At 69.6% G+C, this 19,512-nt stretch carries 17 protein-coding genes; 10 read left to right on the top strand and 7 right to left on the bottom strand.

The features are described from left to right. The first annotated feature begins 79 nt into the window (after positions 1 to 79). The 3 genes from NCG93_RS05840 to NCG93_RS05830 are packed head-to-tail and all read left to right on the top strand — an operon-like array spanning position 80 to position 4,838. Positions 80 to 559, top strand: a complete 480-nt coding sequence (locus NCG93_RS05840; RefSeq protein ID WP_194414866.1) for a DUF2975 domain-containing protein — start codon at positions 80 to 82, stop codon at positions 557 to 559. Next, positions 559 to 804 carry a helix-turn-helix domain-containing protein gene (locus NCG93_RS05835; protein ID WP_194414867.1) on the top strand — a complete coding sequence of 82 codons (246 nt, stop codon included), beginning with the start codon at positions 559 to 561 and terminating at the stop codon, positions 802 to 804. The genes NCG93_RS05840 and NCG93_RS05835 overlap by 1 nt, the downstream gene beginning before the upstream one ends. After that, entirely contained in the window at positions 801 to 4,838 is a 4,038-nt protein-coding gene (locus NCG93_RS05830; RefSeq protein WP_194414868.1) for an SCO7613 C-terminal domain-containing membrane protein, read from the top strand. The genes NCG93_RS05835 and NCG93_RS05830 overlap by 4 nt, the downstream gene beginning before the upstream one ends. Before the next feature lie 27 nt (positions 4,839 to 4,865). On the opposite strand, the gene NCG93_RS05825 is transcribed toward NCG93_RS05830, so the two are convergent. Both NCG93_RS05825 and NCG93_RS05820 read right to left on the bottom strand, forming a co-directional pair. Continuing rightward, a complete protein-coding gene (locus NCG93_RS05825; RefSeq protein ID WP_194414869.1) occupies positions 4,866 to 5,378 on the bottom strand; it encodes a glycine cleavage system transcriptional repressor in 513 nt (170 codons plus the stop codon). Positions 5,379 to 5,466: 88 nt separating this feature from the next. Further along, on the bottom strand, positions 5,467 to 5,925 hold the full coding sequence (locus NCG93_RS05820) for a hypothetical protein (RefSeq protein ID WP_241741920.1): 459 nt from the start codon (positions 5,923 to 5,925) through the stop codon (positions 5,467 to 5,469). Positions 5,926 to 5,988: 63 nt separating this feature from the next. Here NCG93_RS05820 and NCG93_RS05815 point away from each other — a divergent pair, with 63 nt between their 5' ends. The 5 genes from NCG93_RS05815 (at position 5,989) to NCG93_RS05795 (ending at position 12,352) form a co-directional block, all read left to right on the top strand. Beyond that, on the top strand, positions 5,989 to 7,155 hold the full coding sequence (locus NCG93_RS05815; RefSeq protein WP_194414870.1) for a polysaccharide deacetylase family protein: 1,167 nt from the start codon (positions 5,989 to 5,991) through the stop codon (positions 7,153 to 7,155). 356 nt (positions 7,156 to 7,511) lie between these two features. Further along, complete coding sequence (locus NCG93_RS05810; RefSeq protein WP_194414871.1) at positions 7,512 to 9,053, top strand: sugar transferase; 1,542 nt, start codon at positions 7,512 to 7,514, stop codon at positions 9,051 to 9,053. A 558-nt stretch (positions 9,054 to 9,611) separates the two neighbouring features. Beyond that, positions 9,612 to 9,953, top strand: a complete 342-nt coding sequence (locus NCG93_RS05805; RefSeq protein ID WP_194414872.1) for a hypothetical protein — start codon at positions 9,612 to 9,614, stop codon at positions 9,951 to 9,953. A 6-nt stretch (positions 9,954 to 9,959) separates the two neighbouring features. Continuing rightward, positions 9,960 to 11,327 carry an MFS transporter gene (locus tag NCG93_RS05800; RefSeq protein WP_372495957.1) on the top strand — a complete coding sequence of 456 codons (1,368 nt, stop codon included), beginning with the start codon at positions 9,960 to 9,962 and terminating at the stop codon, positions 11,325 to 11,327. Continuing rightward, the gene (locus NCG93_RS05795; RefSeq protein ID WP_194414873.1) at positions 11,324 to 12,352 is read left to right on the top strand and encodes a PD40 domain-containing protein; all 1,029 of its coding nucleotides are present in this window, start codon (positions 11,324 to 11,326) and stop codon (positions 12,350 to 12,352) included. The genes NCG93_RS05800 and NCG93_RS05795 overlap by 4 nt, the downstream gene beginning before the upstream one ends. Here the strand turns inward: NCG93_RS05795 and NCG93_RS05790 are convergent. From NCG93_RS05790 to NCG93_RS05775, 4 genes are all read right to left on the bottom strand, one after another. Continuing rightward, positions 12,329 to 12,814, bottom strand: coding sequence for a VanZ family protein (locus NCG93_RS05790; RefSeq protein WP_194414874.1), 486 nt, complete (start codon positions 12,812 to 12,814; stop codon positions 12,329 to 12,331). The two genes, NCG93_RS05795 and NCG93_RS05790, sit on opposite strands and share 24 nt — an antisense overlap. Beyond that, on the bottom strand, positions 12,811 to 14,115 hold the full coding sequence (locus tag NCG93_RS05785) for an O-antigen ligase family protein (protein WP_194414875.1): 1,305 nt from the start codon (positions 14,113 to 14,115) through the stop codon (positions 12,811 to 12,813). The genes NCG93_RS05790 and NCG93_RS05785 overlap by 4 nt, the downstream gene beginning before the upstream one ends. A 95-nt stretch (positions 14,116 to 14,210) precedes the next feature. After that, entirely contained in the window at positions 14,211 to 15,074 is an 864-nt protein-coding gene (locus NCG93_RS05780; protein WP_194414876.1) for a YveK family protein, read from the bottom strand. Beyond that, complete coding sequence (locus tag NCG93_RS05775; RefSeq protein WP_194414877.1) at positions 15,071 to 15,769, bottom strand: hypothetical protein; 699 nt, start codon at positions 15,767 to 15,769, stop codon at positions 15,071 to 15,073. Before NCG93_RS05775 ends, NCG93_RS05780 begins: the two co-directional genes overlap by 4 nt. Positions 15,770 to 15,933: 164 nt before the next feature. On the opposite strand from NCG93_RS05775, the gene NCG93_RS05770 reads away from it, so the two are divergent. Together NCG93_RS05770 and NCG93_RS05765 are read left to right on the top strand one after the other, a co-directional pair. Then, on the top strand, positions 15,934 to 16,830 hold the full coding sequence (locus NCG93_RS05770) for a glycosyltransferase family 2 protein (RefSeq protein WP_194414878.1): 897 nt from the start codon (positions 15,934 to 15,936) through the stop codon (positions 16,828 to 16,830). Further along, positions 16,827 to 17,663 (top strand): glycosyltransferase, encoded by an 837-nt coding sequence (locus NCG93_RS05765; RefSeq protein WP_194414879.1) that lies wholly within the window; start codon positions 16,827 to 16,829, stop codon positions 17,661 to 17,663. Before NCG93_RS05770 ends, NCG93_RS05765 begins: the two co-directional genes overlap by 4 nt. Here NCG93_RS05765 and asnB read toward each other — a convergent pair whose 3' ends face one another. Then, positions 17,664 to 19,490 (bottom strand): asparagine synthase (glutamine-hydrolyzing), encoded by a 1,827-nt coding sequence (gene asnB / locus NCG93_RS05760; protein WP_252787469.1) that lies wholly within the window; start codon positions 19,488 to 19,490, stop codon positions 17,664 to 17,666. It abuts the gene before it with no gap. Positions 19,491 to 19,512 lie beyond the last annotated feature (22 nt).

Genomic DNA, 19,512 nt, shown 5'->3' with positions numbered 1-19,512 from the left:
CCAGGATTGCCTCTTGCGTGAGGGACGGATGCTGAGGCTATTGTTTTTCGATAGGTCCTTGCCGTTTATCGATAGGTTCATGATGCGCCCGACAACGATCGTGGTTCTCAAGGCGATCATCGCCGTCCTGATCGGCCTGCTGCTGCTCTGCCAGGTCGTCGTGCTTCCCGGCATGGCCCGGTCGCTCGCAGGAATGTACCCGTACCTCGCCTACCTCGAGGTGCCCGGAATCGTCATCGGCGTGATCTTCACCCTCTGCGCTCAGGTGGTGCTCGTCTGCGTCTGGCGACTGCTCACCCTCGTGCGCGCCGACAGCATCTTCACGCCGCGCGCGTTCGTGTGGGTGGACGTCAGCCTCGGCGCCGTCGTCTTCGCGACCGTCCTCGTCGTCGCCACCCTCGGCTTCCTCCTCACTGCGCCGGCAGGATCGCCGTCCATCGTGCTGCTGTGCCTGCTCGGCATCGTGGTCGGCGCCGGGCTGTCGCTCCTGCTGGTCGTGCTCCGGGGACTGCTGCGCAAGGCGTCGCAGCTCGAGCACGATCTCTCGGAGGTGGTGTGATGCCGATCATCATCAACCTCGACGTGCAGCTGGCGAAGAAGAAGATGTCGGTCAGCGATTTCGCCGCGGCGATCGACATCACGCCGGCCAACGTGTCGGTGCTCAAGAACGGGCGCGCGAAGGCGGTGCGCTTCACGACCCTCGACGCGATCTGCCGCGTGCTGGAGTGCCAGCCCGGCGACATCCTCGAATGGGTGCCCGACGACCATCCGGCGGCGATCGCCGCCAGAGAGGACGACGCGTGAGTCCCGCGACGGCGAGCGAGCGGCGGACGCATGCCTGGAGCGACACCGCGATCGCGGAGCTGCTGGACGTCGTGCGCTGCCCGGTCTGCGCCGCGGGGATCGTCGACGCGCAGCGGTGCCCCACCTGCGGGGCGGACTTCTCTGGCAGCATCGGCAGTGACCTCTGGCTCGCGTCGCGGCACGCCGCCGACGCGCTGCGGGCACGCCAGGTTCTCCTCGGGCAGGTGCCGCTCCTGCCTGTCGCTGCGGCCGGCGGGAGCGCGGCCGGCGGGAGCGCGGCCGGCGCGAGCGCGGCCGGCGCGAGCGCGGCCGGCGGGAGCGCGGCCGGTGCGTCGGTGCAGCGCCCGGAGGACCTCGCGGCGCGCGCGGCGAGCGTTGGCGACGGGGACGGGGACGCCGCCGCGCACGCAGGAGCCGGTGCCAGCGCGCGGGCGTCCGCAACGGTGCAGTCGGTGCTGGCGGTCGCCGGCGCCGCGCTCGTGGCCGTCGCCGCCGTGGTGTTCACGTTCTTCAACCCCGACCTCGCCGATCCCTGGCCGCGCGCGGCGATCATCGCAACGATCGCGGCAGCGTTCCTCGCCGGCGCGGCGCTCCTCGCCCGGCGGCGGCTGCGGTTCTCGGCCGAGGCGATCGGAACACTCGGCGTCGTCTTCGTCGCGCTCACCGTCACGGCGGCCCTGCCACTCCTGCCGCCGGACGCGAACGGCTGGGTCTTCACCGCGCTCGCCACGCTGGTCGCGGGCGGCGCGCTGGCGGCACTCGCGCCGCGTGCCGGCATCCGTGCCTGGCTCTGGATCGGCATGCTGTCGCTCGCCTTCGTGCCGCTCCTGCTCGCCTTGGGTGCGGGCTCGGCGCTCGCGACGACCGCGGGCTGCCTCGCTTCGGCGGCCGCCGCGGGAGCCCTGGTGGCGCTCGCGGGCCGCGTGGTCACCCGCTTCGGCCGCCCGCTCCGCGCGGAGCGCACGGCCCTGACGGTGACCCAGTTCGGCTTCGCGGCCGTCGCGCTGGTCGTTGTCTGGGGAACGGATGCCGCCACCACCGTGCCGACCGCGTACCTCGCCGGCGCGACGATGGTGTCGATCGCAGCGATCGCGGTCGCCTCGGCGCACCACCCCGCCGGCCGGCTGTGGAGCGGCGTCGCCGGCGCGGCGATCGTCGGTGCGACGTCGATGCTGCCGCTCGAGATGCCCCCGCTCGGCATCGCGACGTGGTTCGCGGCGTTCCCCGTCGCCGCAGGGGTGGGACTCGTCGCCGTCGGCGCGCTCACCCCACTGCATCGCGTCGTCGCGCGCGGGGCGCTTTTCGTCGGGGCTGTCACGGTGGTGGCGATCATCGCCGCGATCCCGACGCTCACGGCGTTGCTGTCGCTCGCCGGCGCTCTGCTCAGCCCGACCGCGGACCGCATGTTCCTGCTGCCCGGCGGCGCGACCGGCCTGACGGCGGGACTCGCGGCCCTCGCCCTGTCGCTCGCGTCGTTCGCCGCCCTCACGCGCACCCGAGAGCCTGTCGACGCAGCTGGGGTCGCGGTATCCATCACCCCGCACGGGTTTGGGGCGAACACCGTGCACCTGGGGCGTGCGGCGCACGCCCCGAATGCACCGGACGCGCCCCACACCCCCGTGGCGTCGGGCCACGCGACTGCCGAACCCGTCGGCGCCGCCCCGGGAGGGACCACGCCAACCGCGGAGCCCGACGGAGAGTGGATGCCGCAGCCGCTCGGCACGCGATGGCTCGGCTTCCTCGGTGCCTGGTACGCGATGCTCGCGTTCCTCACGGTGCTGTCACTGCCGGGCGTGGAGGTGTGGGCGCGCGTGGCGATCGGCCTCGTCGCCGCCGTGGTCGCCGGCGCGATCGTCGCCACGCGGATGCGCGACGCCTCCGCCGCCGTGCGCATGCCGCTCGTCGCCGGCGCGCACGCGGCAGTCGTGTTCGCGGCCGTGCTGTCGTGGCGCGACAGCGCTCTCGCCGTGGACCTCACGCTGTGGGCCGGTGCCGCGGTCGTCGCGTCGATCGGCGTGCTTGCGCTCACCGTGCCACGCGCGGGGCGATTCGTGCACGTTGGCGTGGGCTTCGCGTACGCGCTGGTGGTGCTCGCCACGGCAGTCGGCCGGGCCGGCGCGGACCCCCTCGTCGTCGTGTGTCTCACCACCTGCGCCGCGGGCATCGTCGCCATCGCGGTGACGTTCGCCCGTCGCGTCCCATCGCGCGAGTGGTACGCGGTGCTCGTCGTGACGGCGGTGCCGTTCGCGGTCGGCGTGCTGCAGGTGGTCTTCGAGCGCAGCGGCTGGACGGCGCTGTCGACCGCGGTCATCTTCGGCCTCGCACTGACCCTGGTCAGCACCACGCGCCGCGGCCTCGGGGTGGTCGTGCGGACCCTCGCCGCCGTGACGCTCGTCCCGTCCATCGCGGTGGTCGTCGTGTGCCTCGGCGCTCAGCTCCTGCCGATGAGCGGGTCGCCCGTCGTGCTCCCCGTGATCGCTGCGGTCGTCGCCGGCGTGCTGGCCTCGGCCGACCTGATCGCCGACGCGCTCGACCGCCGGCTGCCGCAGGCCCAGGCGCGAGCGGCAGGACGTGCGGTCGAGGCATCCGCTCTCCTCACTGCGGCGATCGCCGTCGCGCTCTCACTCGTGCGGACGTCGGCGGGGCTTCCCACGACGCTTCTCGTGCTCGTGATCCTCGGCGCCGGATTCGCCGCGACCGCCCTCGTCGCGCCTCGCCGCTACGCGTGGCCGCTCGCCGGCGCCGCGTTCACGGGCGCCCTGTGGAGCGCCTGGGGCCTCGCGGGTGTCACAGGGCTCGAACCGTACCTGCTGCCTCCTGCGCTCGGCGCCGCGGTCGTCGGCGCGGTGCTCACCGCCCGCGGCCGCCGCGCCGTCGGCCTGTACACGGTCGGCCTCACCGTGGCGGTGGTCCCCGTGCTCCTCGCCCTCGCCTTGAGCGGGACGGCGCTGGGCGGAACAGTGCTGAGGGGGACGGATGCCGCCATCCTGACGGTGGCGGCCGCCGCCGGCTTCCCGGGCCGGGCGCTCGCCCTCGTCGCGGCGGCGTGGGCGCTGGGAGCGGCATCCGTCGTCGTCACCCGCGCATCCCGCCCCCGCATGCGCCGGCTACGGGTGCTGCGCACGCCCACCCTGGCCGTCGCCATCGTCGCAGCGGCGGCTGCGGCGGTGCAGGGCGTGCGGTGGGGCGCCGGCCTCGACCCGGCGCCCACCGACCCGGTGATCGTCGCCGCACTCGCGTTCGGGCTGGTGGGCTGCGGCGCTGCGGCGAGCGCGGCACGGAGCCTGCATCGACTCGCACCGGCCGGCTCGAGGCTCGCCGGCACTCGGTGGCTGGGCGCCCCCGCCGTCGTGATTCTGGCGGCGGCGACCTGGCCCGCGATCGAGCGCGACTGGTTCGTGATCTGGACGATGTGGGCGCTGCTGCTCGGTTTCCTCACGTTCATGCTTGCCGTCGCCGCTCGCGGAGTGCGCGGGCCCACGGGCCTGCCGCCGGTGTGGTTCCTGTTCGCGGTGTCGTTCGTGACGGCGGTGGTCGCGTGGAGTCCCCGCGACCTGCGGGTCGAGTGGTTCTCGCTGCCGCTCGGCCTGTTCCTGCTCGCCGCCGGCGCGCTGGCGCTCCGGCGGCCCGCCGTCGACGCGGCGCTGCGAAGTCTCGGCACGTGGCCCGCCGGCTGGACCGGGTCGTGGCCGCTGCTCGGGCCGGGGCTCGTGACGATGCTGAGCGCCTCGGTCGCCGCGACCTACACCGATCCGCGGACATGGCGGGCGATCCTCGTCATGGCGATCGCCCTCGTCGCCATCCTCGTCGGCGCCAGGCAGCGGCTCGCCGCGCCGTTCGTCATCGGCATCGTGGTGCTGCCCATCGAGAACGTGCTCGCGTTCATGGTGCAGATCGGTCGCGGCATCGAGGCCATGCCCTGGTGGATCACGCTGTCGGTCGTCGGCGCGGTGCTGCTCATCATCGCCGTGGGCTACGAGCGGCGCGCAGGCGACGGCAGCGGGCTGAGCGCACGGCTGCGGGACCTCGTCTGACGCGTGTAGGGGGGTGCTCTCGTACGCTCAGGGGGCGAGCGTGACGTCGACCTGGATCTCGGTCGCGAGGCGCTCGAGGTCCGCGGTGAGCGCGTCGACATCGACGGATGCCGGAACCCGGGCCACGATCGTGGCCTCGAAGAGTCGTCCGCCGTACATGGGGGCATCCGCCGTCCGCGTGGTCAGATTGTCGATGCTCACGCCATGGTTGCGGAGCGCGGTGGAGATGTCGCGCACGATGCCGGGACGGTCGTTGCCGATCACCTGCATCGTCAGCGGTCGCGCCGTCGGGGGCGGCGGCTCCCCGGTACCGGTGTGCACCGTGACCTTCAGCAGTCCGTCGAGTACCGAGAGCGCCTCGCTCAGCTCGTCGGCGCGCTCCGCCGGCACCGAGACCTCGATGATGCCGGCGAAGGCGCCCGACAGTTCGGCCAGCTGGCTGTTCTCCCAGTTGCCGCCATGGGTCCCGACGACGTCGGCGACCGCCGCCACGAGTCCGGACCGGTCGTCGCCGACCACGGTGAGCACGAGCGTCGTCATGCCGCCACTGTACCCACGTGTCGGGCGGCCGTGAGTGCGCTGCCGCACGCGCTTCGGGTGATCACGGGACCGCGGTGGCCCGGCCCTGTCAGCGCGGCGAGAGCTCGCCGGTCACGGGGAACGGCAGCCGGAACCGCTCGGGGTCGGCGCCGACCGCGGAGGCCGCGCCGAACTCGTCGGCGACGACGGTGACGCCGCGCGCGCTGGCCTCGGCGATGCGCACCGGGCGCTCGGCGCCGTCCGGCAGGCGCAGCGTCCAGCGATCGGCGAGGTAGCCGATGCCCAGCTCGTCGAGCAGCTCCTCGGCGGCGAGCCACTCGAGCGGCTCGCCGTCGGGGCCACCCGGCGTGCGCTCGCGGCCCAGCAGATCGAACACGCGGAACCCCTCGCCGTCGGCGTACATCCAGCCCAGCACCTCTCCGTCGCCGCGGCGGTGCTCGATCCAGTCCTGAGGCAGCATGGCACCCGAGCGTAGCGAGCCCAGGGCCGGGCCCGCCACGCGGTCATCCACAACCGGCGTGGTGGGTCCGGCGATGGGTCGCGGCATCCGAGTAGCATCCGAACAGAGATCGCACGTGGGGATGCGCGGTCCGGACTCGGGGAGTCTCGCATGGCGACTTTCGGCACGGGTCCCGCGAGGCCGCACAAGCGGCGACGTGGGCGCCGCCTCTTCGCGGGCATCGCAGGCGCCGTGGTGGTACTCGCCGTCGTCGGCGGAACGGTCGCCGCGATCGGGTTCGCACACGCCGGCGCGGCAGGCCGGGAGACGGATGCCGCACCCAGCACCGCACCGACGCCGGCGTCCACGCCCACGCCGACACCCACGCCGCTCACACCCGAGGAACAGCTCCTGGCGACCACTGCAGACCCCGCCGCCTGTGCGGTGAGCTTCGCGGGTGACGGCATCGTCGACGCGCCCATGCTGCAGACCCAGGGCGCGCTCTACGTGGGGCTGCCGATCCCCTCGCGCGACGGGCTGGTGTTCGCCGGGTGGTACGCGACGCCGGCGGATGCCACCGCCCTTGCGGTGCCGGCACGCGTGAACGGCTCCGAGCCGGTGGCGTGCACCGACCGCCGCGTCACGCTCCACGGCGCGTGGATGAGCCCCGAGCAGAACGCGGCCGAGGACGCCCGCATCCCGATCCTCATGTATCACCAGTTCACTGCGAACCCCGAGGGCGAGAGCGGCTGGCTGCGCGGAAACTACGCCTACATCGGCGACTTCGACGCGCACATGAACCACATCGCGACGACCGGCTTCTACCTGCCGACGTGGGATGAGCTGTCGGCCTTCATCGACGGACGGCTGTTCCTGCCGAACCACTCGGTGATCGTGACCGACGACGACGCCGACCAGACATGGTTCGACCTCGCTGCGCCGGTCGTCGATGCGCACCAGGTGCTGACGACGTCGTTCCTGATCACCGCCTACCGGCAAGATCCGCCGCCCAACATGTACGTGCTGCGCCGCTCGCATACCCACGACATGCACCGCGCCGGCGCCAACGGCGATGGCCTCATCACGAACCTCGGCGTGCCCGAGATCGTCGCCGACATGCAGGCGTCCGCCGGCGTGCTCGGCGCGAAGGAGGTCATGGCCTACCCGTTCGGGCACTACAACGACACCGCCAAGGAAGGGCTCCGGCAGGCCGGCTGGGAGATGGCCCGCACGATCGAGCCCGGCTACGTCACGATCGGCACCGACAAGCTCGCCCTGCCCACGGTGCGCATCAACTACGGCATGGGGCTCGACGCGCTGGTGGGACTCATCGGATAGACGGACAGGCGGGGCCGATGACCTCGGTTCCCGTTGGACCGGAGCCGCTATCCACGGCGCTGTATCAGACGACACAATGCCGTCTCGTCTGTAATCGAGCGGGTGGACGGAAACAGAGGGAAGCCTGAGGTAACGGCGCTTCCGTAGTCCGAGCACCGGTTGTAAAGTGACAATCGCGTGAGGCCCTTCGGGCCTGTAGGGGCGACGGATTTGGGATCCGACGCCCGCACCGAGTGGGGACTCGGTGGGCGCACTGGGGAAAAGCGGTTGGTTACCCGGCCACCGCGAGAACACTGGGGATATTTCGCAATGGCATTTTCACATGCCGTGCGCTTGTCGTGCGTGGGGGTAGCACGATGACGGCCATCGACGCCGGCGCACGCACCGCGACCGGGCTGGACGCACCCGCGTTCCAGCCGATACTGACACCGCGCGCAATCGCGACGAAGCCGATCACGACGCTCGTACCGCGGACGGAACCGGCGATCGAGCGCCGGCGCCTGTGGGAGCGACGCTACGCGCGTCGACAGCGGGCGACCGACACCGTGGTCGTCGTGAGCGCGACCGCGCTCACCGCACTGATCGACACGTCGGTATCGTCGACGGGCGTCTTCACGGTCGCCCGCGTCGCCGTCCTGACCGCTGCCGTCTGGCTGCTCGTGCTGTCGCTGGTGCAGAGCCGCGCCGCATCCGTCAGTGGATCAGGCGCCACGGAGTACAAGCGTGTGATCCACGCGACCGGTTTCGCCTTCGGCGTCATCGCGATGATCTTCGTCCTGTTCCAGTGGGAGGGCGTCCGACTGCAGCTCGTCGCAGCGCTGCCCGCGGGACTGTTCGCCCTCCTGGTCGGACGGTGGATGTGGCGCAAGTGGCTGCTGCGCCAGCGGCGTTTCGGCCATTACTCCTCGCGCGCGATCGTCGCGGGCAGCCGCGACGACATCGAGTACGTGCTGCGCACCCTCGACGAGCGCGGTTCCGGATACGTCACCATCGGTACGGCGCCATCCGATCAGAGTCTCGAGCCGATCGTCGTGGACGGCCGCACGCATGACGTGGTCGGGCCGATGGGATCGGTCGCCCTGCACGCCCGCATGCTGGAGGCCGACACGATCATCGTCGCCACCCAGCCCCAGGACGACCCCGACTTCATCAAGCGCTTGAGCTGGGAGCTGGAAGGCACGGCATCCGAGCTCATCATCTCGAGCCGTGTCGTCGACGTGGCCGGCCCGCGGATCTCGCTGCGTCCGGTCGACGGGCTGCCGCTCATCCACGTGAAGATCCCCGAGTTCGAGGGCGGCAAGCACGCGCTCAAGCGGGCCGTCGACGTCGCCTTCTCGTTCCTCGTGATGATTCCGCTCTCGCTGATCGTCATGCCGCTGATCGCCCTGATCATCAAGCTCGACGACGGCGGCCCCGTGTTCTTCCGGCAGACCCGCATCGGTCGCGACGGCCAGGAGTTCGGCATCCTGAAGTTCCGCACGATGCGGACGGATGCCGAGGCCCAGCTCGCCGCCCTCGAAGCGCAGAGCGAGGGCAACGGCGTGCTCTTCAAGATGAAGAACGACCCGAGGATCACCCGGATCGGGGCGATCCTGCGGAAGTACTCGATCGACGAGCTGCCGCAGTTCTGGAACGTGCTGATCGGCGACATGAGCGTCGTCGGCCCGCGCCCGCCGCTGCCGAAGGAAGTGCGCGAGTACGACGGCAAGGTCTACCGCCGCCTCTTCATCAAGCCCGGCATCACCGGCCTGTGGCAGGTCAGCGGCCGCAGCGACCTGTCATGGGAGGAGAGCGTGCGTCTCGACCTCCGCTACGTCGAGAACTGGTCGGTGACCAGCGACCTCATGATCATGTGGCGCACCGCCAAGGTGATGATCGCGCCCGAGGGCGCCTACTGATGGCGCGCAGGGCATTCGGCCGACGACAACGACGTCGTCGGCCGGACTGAACCGGATCCGCGGCCATGTGCCCGTCGCATCCCGTCAGGTGCACACTGGCGGTCCAGGCAGGCGACGGCAGCCCTTCCCCCAAGCAGGGCCATGGCCGCGGATCCCTAGGACCGTCTGCGCGAGTTCGCGCGGTAACGTGGAAGCAGGACTCGCCTTGGGGGGTGGGTCGAGATCACGGCTTGGGGGCCGCGCATGGAAGAGCCAGTCGAACCGACGACGGCGCGCACGGGCGCACCGGCGCGCACACCATTGACTCCGGCTATGAAGGTCGTGCTCACAGCCGCGGGAGCGCTGGTCGCGGTGGGGATCATGGTCGCAATCTGGCTGTTCGCATCGGCCGGAACCAGCGCGCGCAGCAGCGGCAGCCCGGATGCGTCGGCATCTTCATCCCCTGCGTCCACCGCGGGCCCTGTCCCCGGTGCAACGCCGACATCGGGATCTGAGGTCCTGCCACCGACCGCAACCACGACGGGCAGACTGCCATCGCTGGAGTCCACGACGCCGTTGGTGTCCGGTCCGCTGCCGGAGTCGGGCACGAGCGAAGGCGCCCTCGTCGAGGGCTTCCCCTCTGAGGTCATGGGCGAGATCGAAGGATCCGAAGTCCTGTCCAGCTCGATCGCCGCCGCGGGCGACACGATGCAGGTCACGCTGGTCGCACGCACCGACGCGACGCCGGAGAGCATCCGCTCCCACTACACCGAACTGTGGACATCGCTCGGCCTCAGTGAAGCCACGATGTCGGACGGGAACCTCGGATACGTCGGCCCGTACGAGTCGCTCACCCTCGCGGTGTCCACATCGGGTACCGGCATCCAATACTCGATCTACGGCGTCTTCCGGACGAAATGAGCGCTTGTGTACATATCCTTCTCGAACAAGCCGAAGCCTGAGGACGAAGCCGGCCCGCTCCTTGACGAGGCCACGGAGGCGCCCGGGCAGCCGACCTCCTCCCGGCCAGCTCGCGGCGTGCGTACGGTCTCTTCCACGGTCGTCACCTTCGGCATTGTCTCGATGCTGACCGACATCTCATCCGAGTCCGTGACCGCCATCCTGCCGCTGTACATCACAGGCGTGTTGGGCCTGTCGACGGTCGCTTTCGGTTTCATCGACGGCATATACCAGGGAGTCAGCGCGATCACACGGATTGCAGCGGGCTACACATCCGATCGACTGGACCAGCCCAAGTGGGTGGCATTCGTCGGCTACGCCCTCGCCGCAGTCGCTCGCTTGGGACTGCTGTTCGCGTCAGGTTTCGCCGCGATCACCGCGGTCATCTCGGCCGATCGCATCGGCAAGGGGATCCGCACCGCGCCGCGCGACGCGGTCATCACGGCTGCTTCCCGTCCCGATAACCTGGGCACCTCGTTCGGCGTGCATCGCACGCTGGACAACGTCGGCGCCGCGATCGGACCGCTCCTCGCGTTCGTGATACTCCTGCTGATCCCTGATGGCTACAGCACGATCTTCGTCGCGTCGCTGGGGTTCGCCGTGGTCGGCGTCGCGATCCTCGGGCTTTTCGTCCCGAACGTCCGCCCGCGTCGCGACCGTCAGGCTGAGACGTCCACAGCGTCGACCGAAGTCGATTCGCAGAGCGCTCCCGCGCCAGCGCCGGCTCCACGACCCAGATTCGACTGGAAGATCGTCACTGCCGGCCCCATGCGCAGAGTGCTGGCAGCGGCGGGCATCCTCGGCCTTCTCACCATCGGGGATGGATTCATCTACCTCGTCCTGCAGTCACGCAGCGACTTCGCCGCGCTGTGGTTCCCGCTCATGTACGTCGGCACCAACGTCGCGTTCCTGGCGTTCGCGATCCCGCTCGGCAAACTGGCCGATCGCGTCGGGCGCGCGCGGGTGTTCGTGTTCGGCCACTTCGCGCTCCTGGCCGCGTACGTGATCGCGGCTCTGCCGATCGCAGACATCGCCGCCACCCTGCTGTGTCTCGTGTTCCTCGGCGCGTTCTATGCATCGACCGACGGCGTGCTCGCCGCCCTCGCTGCGCAGCTGACGACTCCCGACACGCATGGCACGGGGATCGCCGCCGCACAGACGGTGGTGGCCGTGACCAGGTTCCTGTCCGCTGCTGGGTTCGGCCTGCTCTGGTACGGCGTCGGCAGTGAGAACGCCATGTGGATCGTCTCCGGGCTCCTCGCGGTGGCCATCCCCCTCGTCGCACTGCTGCTGCGGCCGTATCTGTCCGCCCGCGGGCAGGGAGCGAGCTCGTGACGGCACGCCTGCGGTGGACGATCATCATCGCCATCTCGGTCATCGCCGTGGGCGCGACGATCGCGATGGGCGTCTTCGCCTGGGCGCAGTACCAGGCGCGCCTGGCCGCGCCGAGCGACGTCGACACCATCTCACCCTCCGGCTGGGCCGAGGGCGACCGCATCGTCTTCCGCAACACCGCGACGGGTCAGGGATACGGCTTGGTGTCGAGCGTGCCGCTGGGAGATCCCGCGGGCGCGCGCGCGGTCACCTCCACGGCGTGCGACCGTGTCGCCGCCATCGAAGACGAGTTCTCCTGCCTCCGCTCGGAGCGTGGGATCACTCCGACCTACACCGCCACGCTCTACGACAACAACGAATCGCAGCTGCAGCAGTGGCCGCTTCCCGGCATCCCGAGCCGTACGCGGTATTCCCCTGACGGCACCCTGGTCGCGACCACCTCGTTCGTAACCGGCCACACTTATGCCACCATCGGGTTCTCCACCGGCACCACGATCCATCGTGCTGCGGACGGGTCGGACGTCAGCGGCAATCTCGAGGAATGGACGCTCTACGTCGACGGAGAGGTCAGCGCTCCGGTCGACCGGAACTACTGGGGCATCACCTTCATCGACGACACGACGTTCTACGCCACCGTCGGCATGACGACTGCGGGCGCGACATACCTCGTGAAGGGCGACATCCCGTCGAAGACGATGCGCACCGTCGCGGAGTCGGTCGAGTGCCCCTCCCTGTCCCCCGACGGCACGCGGATCGCATTCAAGCGGGTCACACGAGGCTCCGGCGCGACCGTGCACTGGACGCCCGCCGTCATGGATGTCGCCAGCGGCGATTTCCGGGTTCTCGATGCCGAGACCCGCAGCGTCGACGACCAGATCGCCTGGCTGGACGATGCGACCCTGCTTTACGGGCTGACCAACGCCACGGTCGGAGACTCAGACGTCTGGAGCCTCGCGGCCGACGGCTCGGGCGAGCCCGAGCTGTTCATCCCGCATGCCTGGTCACCGTCCGCCGTGCGAGGGTGACGGGGGGATGGGTCCCGTCAGGGGGTCGGCCGCGGTATCGTCGGCGGCGACGCGCCGGCGGCGCTCACTGCGGCGCAGGATCAATGAAGCCGCAGCGGCTCCGATCACCGCACCGATCACATTGGCGAGGATGTCGCGGAGGCTGGGCTGCCGAGACGGGATGACGATCTGGACGAGCTCCACCAGCGCAGATCCCACCACGGCGATCGCAGCGCCGACCCAGGGGTGACGGAAGAAGATCGTGAGCAGAAGCCCCAAGGGCACGAAGAGCGCGATGTTCGCGACGAACTCGACCCACCCAGAGCCGAAGCCGACGCCCGTGGCGTCTGTGAGCCCCCGGCCGATCGCCTCGACGATTCCCGCATAGCTCACGGGTGAGAGCAGGATCACCGCCGCGCCTGCCCCGTACACGAGGAGACCCACAGCCGCGGCACGGCGCAACGGTGTCCAGCGCTCGGTCATTCGTCCTCGGTTCCCACTATCGAAGCGACCGCTCGGGCAGTCCCCGCGCTGACGTCGACATCGGCGGCCGCGATCGTGCGAAGCGCCCCGCTGAGCCCCATCAGGAGGAAGAAGTAGCCGGCCGACATGGGGAAGGAGAAGCCGTCGAAGAACGCGAACAGGACGACGCAGGTCAGGATGCTCGCGGCGATGGCCTTTCCGATCGCCTTCGTGTCCTGGAAGTCGGATCGGCGGCTTCCGTTCAGCACGCTCCACAGCGCGGTCACGACGATTCCGGCGAGTGCCAGAAGTCCGAAGATGCCCAGCTCGACCAGCACCAGCACCCATCCGTTGTCGAAGATGTAGTAGCGCGGCAGGAACGTTCCGAATCCCTGCCCCAGCAACGGCGACGACCCGATGAACTCCGGCACCCGCGCAAGTGCGTTGGTGCGCGACTGCGTGCTCGGGTCGTCGGACGCCCCCGCGAAGAGTCCGACGATCGTTCCCCACAAGCGTGGAACGGCTATGAAGACACCAACGGCGAGGATTCCCCCTCCGACGATGAACCATGACCGCATTGCTTTGGGAAGCGCGGGGAGCGACGCGATGACGGCGACCGCGAGACCGACGATCGCCGAGCGCGAGACCGCCACGATCGCCGCGATGAAGCTGACCACGACCGGCGTCCACCAGAGCGCGCCCACTCGTGACGCAGCGCCGCGGAAGCCGCGTGTGACCGCCACGGTGAGCGCGAGTGGGATGGTCGCGACGACGACGGTGCCGTACTCGAGAGGATGAATCGCGGTGCCGGATGCCCGGACGAACGCGCCACGGACGCTCGTGCCCTCGGTGTCCATGGTGACGCCGGGCAGTGTACCGACCCAGTCGATGAACGAGACTCCCATGATGAACTGAAGCATCCCCAGGCCCGCCATGGCGCCGCCGGCGATGGCTAGGCGCCGCACAAGTCGCGCCAGGTCGTCGTGCGTGCGAATGCCGTCCATTGCGACGAGCAGGACGCCACTCCACGACGCGGTGCGAAGCAGCGCGGTGATCGCGGGACTGATCTGGTCGACCGGCTGCCCGCGGAACATTGCGGCCGCGAAGCTCACCAGGATGACGACGATGAGTGCACCGAAGGCGTAGCGAATCGGCTGCGAGACCGGCCGGGCATCGTGGACACGCACCTGCAGGCGCGAGAGCAGCCACCAGAACAACAGAACCAGGCCCCACAGCACCGATGGCCGCCCCAGGCCGCCGAGGGCCGAGATCGTGGCCGCCGAAGGGATCGCGAAGAGCAGCACGATGTAGATCGTGAGCATCGTCGCAGCGGTGACGCCACGGCTTCGTCCGGAGGCGCTGTGAAGCACCGCGGCCACCGGCCTGAGGTCACCACGGGGTTCCGTCATCCGGCGGGCTACCGTTCGACCGTACCGCCGCGCTTCGCGCGGACCCCCGGCCTCCTGACGGGGGCGGCTTCGGCGTCCGCCGGCTCGTCCATGATGATGGCCAGGATCTCCTGCGTGTCCGATAGCTCCGCCGGCTCGGCCGGGAGAGGCTCCTCGGCCGCGGGGGCGGCATCCGGCGCCTCCCACTCATCCAGCTGACGGCTCGCATCCTCCGCGGTCGCCGCCGAGGCGTCGTCTGAGGAGGAGGCCATGCTCCGACTGCGGCCATTCGTCCGCTGCCGTCGCGACAGACCATCGACGAGACTGGCGACCACGAGCGTGATGAGAATAAGCACTCCGCCTGCAACTGCCGTGAGCATCAGCCGGCTCTTCTGCTCCAGGGTGCTCTCGGTGTCTTTCGTCAGCACCGAGGACGTGATCTGGTCGTCAGGTCGAACACCCTGGTCGGCCTGCATCCCCTCCAGGGTCGTTGCCGATCGCTCCAAGAGCAGGTCGATGGCCCCGGCGGCCTCCTCGTCGCTGTCAGCGGTGACCGTGAACTGGATCACGGGACCGGAGACGAGCGGATCGCGAGCGACCTGGATATCGATACCTGGGTAGCGCTCGACGACTTCGCCGGCGACCTCATCCGACCCCATCGCCCGAACGACGATGTCGGCGGCCTGGGCGAGGCTGCCCAGGAACAGATAAGGGTTGGTCGCGCCCTCGGGGATCGTGCCCGCGCCAGGCAGGAGCAGCTGCGTCGCGGTCCGCTCGTATCCGGGCTTCACGACGAAGAATGTGCCGAGCGCCACAGCGAGCGCAAGGATGATGCCCGGCAGGACGATGTACCACCTGCGAAGGAGGCCACGAAGAGTATCCGCGAGCGTCATGCCGTGACGCGATCCAGTCGGGGCAGCGGTCGCACCTTCGCCTGTCGGCCATGTCGTCGGGCGGCCATGATTCCATCCCAGCCGACGCAGGCGCTGGTACCCGCGATCAGCGCGGCGAGCACAAGCGCGATCCAGGCCGCGATCTGGCTGGTCCGACTGACGAGGATCTCATCGATCTTCGTCGTCAAGGGTTCGACCGTCATGGTGATCCTCTGCTCCGGCGTCGTCAGCGCGGCCGATTGCTGCGCGATCGCAGTGTTCTCTACATCTTCAAGCAGGTCCTTCTGCTTGTTCTCCACCCACTCGTACGTGCGGCCCACGATCTGGATCTCAATGGTGGCGGAAGGGAAGCTGGCGATCCACTGTCCCCCTTCGTTTCGGAGCCCGACGAGGACGCCTTCTCGCACGCCCGCCCCATAGTAGGGTGCATCCGCGGACGAGTAGGTCGGTGTGGGTTTACCGTTGTTGATCTCCGCGGCGACAGCGCTGGCGAAGGCGATCACACTGGTGTCGCTGTTTCCGCTCTCTGCCTGAAGGGTAGACCGCGCTGGCAGCGTGAAGCTCACCAAGGTCTTGGTGGTGAACGTTCCAGAGCCACGCGTGAACAGGATGCCGAGCAGGAGAGCGCACAACAGAGCGATCGCGAGGACATACCATCGCCGCGTGATCGCGCGAAGGACTTCGCGTACAGTCACACCGACTCCTCCCCCCTGGAGCGCGCACTCCGAACGCATCCCGAGTGTACCCACCCGCGCCTGGACACAGTCTGGGCAACCTCTCCGAAACGTCTGCGGCCACCGCCGGCGAGCCACTACGTTAGGTGACGGGCGAGTGGGGTCGCCCGGGGAAGGCGGGGGGGATGATCGACTTCGCGATCGTCATCGTGTCATTTCGCAGCGCAGGTGATCTGCGCGAGCTACTCGCCTCCGTCGATCAGGCGGCGGGCGGCCGAACCTGGCATGTGACAGTCGTCAACAACGCCGTCGACGACCCATTGGCGGCTCTTCTGGAGCCACACGACCAGGTCACCGTCGTGGAAGCCGGCGCAAACCTCGGGTACTCGGGCGGGATCAACGTCGGGCGCAGGTCATCACCGCCGTCGCGCTGGGTCGTGGTCTTGAACCCAGACCTGCGTCTGCACGCCGGGGCGCTGAGCGCCCTCGGCGCACAGCTCGACTCGGGCGCGGCCGCCGCCGTGCCGCTCATCCATGACGAGCGCGGCGACCGGATGAATTCGCTGCGACGGGAGCCCACGCTCCTTCGGGCGCTCGGCGACGCGCTCTTCGGCGACGGATGGCCCCAGCGACCCGCGGCGCTGTCGGAAACCGTGCGCGACGCGGGTGCGTATGAGCGTCCGCACTCGATCGATTGGGCGACGGGAGCCGCACTCTCGATCCGTTCAGAAGTGTACGACGCCGTGGGCGACTGGGACAGCACCCGCTTCTTCATGTATTCGGAGGAGACGGACTTCGCGCGCCGTATCCGAGAGTCGGGCGGGCGCATCGATTTCACGCCGACCTCGGTCGTCACCCATCGCGGCGGCGGCTCCGGATCATCGCCCCAGCTCGATGCGCTCCTCGAGGTGAACAAGCTGCGCTACTACCGCAAGTGGCACCGGCCGGCCGCCTCAGCGATGTTCGGTCTCATCCTGGTCCTGCGCAACGCTATACGACCGCACCGCGCAGGAGCTCGTGCTGCTCTGCGCGCACTGCTGCTGCGCAGGGACCGCGCACATCTGCCAGGAGGGAACAGATGACCGCGGGCACGATCATCATCGCCGCCCACAACGAAGCGATGGTGATCGGGCGGACGCTCGACGCGCTCGCGGACGCCCGCGCCGACAGCGGGATCCGCCTCATCGTGGTGTGCAACGGATGCACCGACGCGACGGCGCAGATCGCGCTCGGCTACCGTGGCGTGGACGTCGTCGAACTGGCGGCACCATCCAAGATCGGTGCGCTGCGCGAAGGAGATCGACTCGCCGGCGCCGGTCCCAGGATCTATCTCGATGCGGACGTCGTCCTCACGAGCCGCGCGGCGTTCGCCGTCGTCGACGCGCTCACGCAGGGCGCTGTCGCGGGTCGACCGCCACACGTCTTCGACAGCAGCCGCGCGTCGTGGCCGGTCCGCGCCTGGTACCGGACGCGCGCGGACCTTCCGAGCATCTCGTCTGCGCTCTGGGGGGCGGGTTGCTATGCCCTGTCCGAGTCGGGGAGGGCGAGATTCGAGGAGTTCCCCGATCTGGTGTCCGACGACCTGTTCATCGACAGCCTGTTCGCGGCGGACGAAGCGGTGATCGTGCCGACGGATCCCGTGGTCGTGACCACTCCCCGGCGTCTGGCGGATCTGCAGCGCATCCTCCGCCGCAGCTACCGCACGCAGTCCGAGGTGGCGGCGCACAGCAGCGGGCTCTCCAGCGGCCAGCAGAGTCAGCTCGCCGATCTCGCGGCGATCGTTCGCCAACAGCCTCGGCGTGCGGGCGACGTCGTCGTCTACCTCACGATCGTCGTCGTCGCACGGCTGCGTGCGAAGTTCTCGCGATCGTCGGCGCGGTGGGAGCGCGACGCGAGCTCGCGCGAGAGCAGCTGATCAACCCGAGAAGAACGTCTCGTGCCATACCTCGAGCGACATCAGCGTCCAGATGCTCGCCTCTTCGTTGAACCGTCCGCTGTCGTGACGGTCGAGCAGCTCGCGGACGGCCTTGCGGTCCATCGTCTCCGCGACGAAGGAGCCGGACCCTGTGAGTCGATCGCGGACCGAGTCACGCAGCGACGATCGGAACCACGCATCCAGCGGCACGCGGAAGCCGACCTTCTTGCGATCCACGATCTCGGGTGGCAGGTTCCGTCGGGCGACCTCCTTGAGCACCCACTTCGTCTGACCGGACCGCACCTTTACGTCTGACGGCAGCCGGAAGGCGAGTTCGACCAGCCGGTGATCCAGCAACGGCGGTCGCAGTTCGAGCGACGTCGCCATCGACATCCGGTCGCCACGCTCAAGGAGGTTGTCGGGAAGCCAGTTGCGCAGATCGGCCAGCAGCATGGCGCGGATCGGGTCCTTCCCGTCGGACGCGTCGGCGAGTGACGTCGATCTGGTGGCCACCCCGTTGAGGAGCTGCGACCGCTCCCGTTCGGTGAACGGGGCGAACCACGTCCGGAACTGCGCGTCGCGGTCGCCGGCGCCCCAGACCCTGAGCCCGATGCGCGCGCGTGACAGCTTCGAGGGGAGCACGCCGTCCACCGCGCCGGCGAGCCCACGGCGAAGCCCTCCCGGAATGATCGAGGCGAGGGCCATCGCGTTGGCGGCCTCGTACTTCGGATAACCCGCGAACAGCTCGTCGCCGCCCTCGCCGGAGAGCACGACAGTGACGTGCTCGCGCGCGGCCTGGGCCAATCGATACACCGCGAAGTCGGCGGGCTGCGACATCGGAGCATCCCGATGCCAGGTCAGAGTCGGCCAGAGCGCTTCGAAGTCCCGGGCGTCGACGTGCACCTCATGGTGGTCGGACCCGACGTGCTTGCTGACCTGGCGTGCGAACGGGAGCTCGTCGTAGCGCGGATCGCCGAAGCCCGCCGCGAACGTCTTGAGCCGGCCGCCGGAGTGCAGGGCCGCAGCTTTCTGCACGATCAGGCTGCTGTCCACGCCTCCGCTCAGGTACGCGCCGACGGGCACGTCGGCAACGAGCGCGGAGCGCACGGCCCGGGTCACGGCCTCGTCGACGGCGTCTACGGCGTCGCCGGCAGACCAGGTGCGCGCCTCTTCCGTCGGCGGCGACCAGTAGCGGTGCGTGACGAACCGACCGTCTGCGCGCAGCTCGGCAAGATGGGCGGCAGGTAGCTTGCGGATGCCGGCGAACAGCGTGTACGGCGCTGGCACGGAGCGGCCGAAGAGGTAGGCGTCGAGGCTCTCGACGTCGACATCGGGCTTCTGCTCCATCCCGGCGAGGATCGCTTTGATCTCGGACCCGAAGAGGAAGGAGTCCGCCGTCTGGCGGTAATAGAGAGGCAGGATGCCAAGGCGGTCACGCACCAGGTGCGTCGTGCCGGTTGCGCTGTCGTACGCGGCGAACGCGAACTGTCCGACCATCTTCTCGATGAAGGAGATGCCGTGCACCGTGAGGCCGGCGAGGATCGTCTCGGTGTCGCCGTCGGTGCGGAACGGGTAATCGAGCGCGGCACGCAACTCGCGATAATTGAGGATCTCGCCGTTGAAAACGATGGTCCAGCGACCGTCGACGCCCTGCATGGGCTGGTGGGAGCCGCTCAAATCGATGATCGAGAGACGGCGGTGCCCGAGGCCTATCGCCTGGTCGACCCAGAAGCCCTCGTCATCGGGGCCGCGATGATGGATCGCCCCTGCCATCGCCTCGAGCCTGCCGCGCGACGCCCCAGCACCATCGAGGCGGATCTCCCCCACGATTCCGCACACAGGATGATCG

The sequence above is a fragment of the Microbacterium yannicii genome, from assembly GCF_024055635.1.
Classification (GTDB): Bacteria; Actinomycetota; Actinomycetes; order Actinomycetales; family Microbacteriaceae; genus Microbacterium; species Microbacterium yannicii.
The sequence above is the reverse complement of the archived record's forward strand: the minus strand, read 5'-3'. Positions and strand labels throughout refer to the sequence as shown.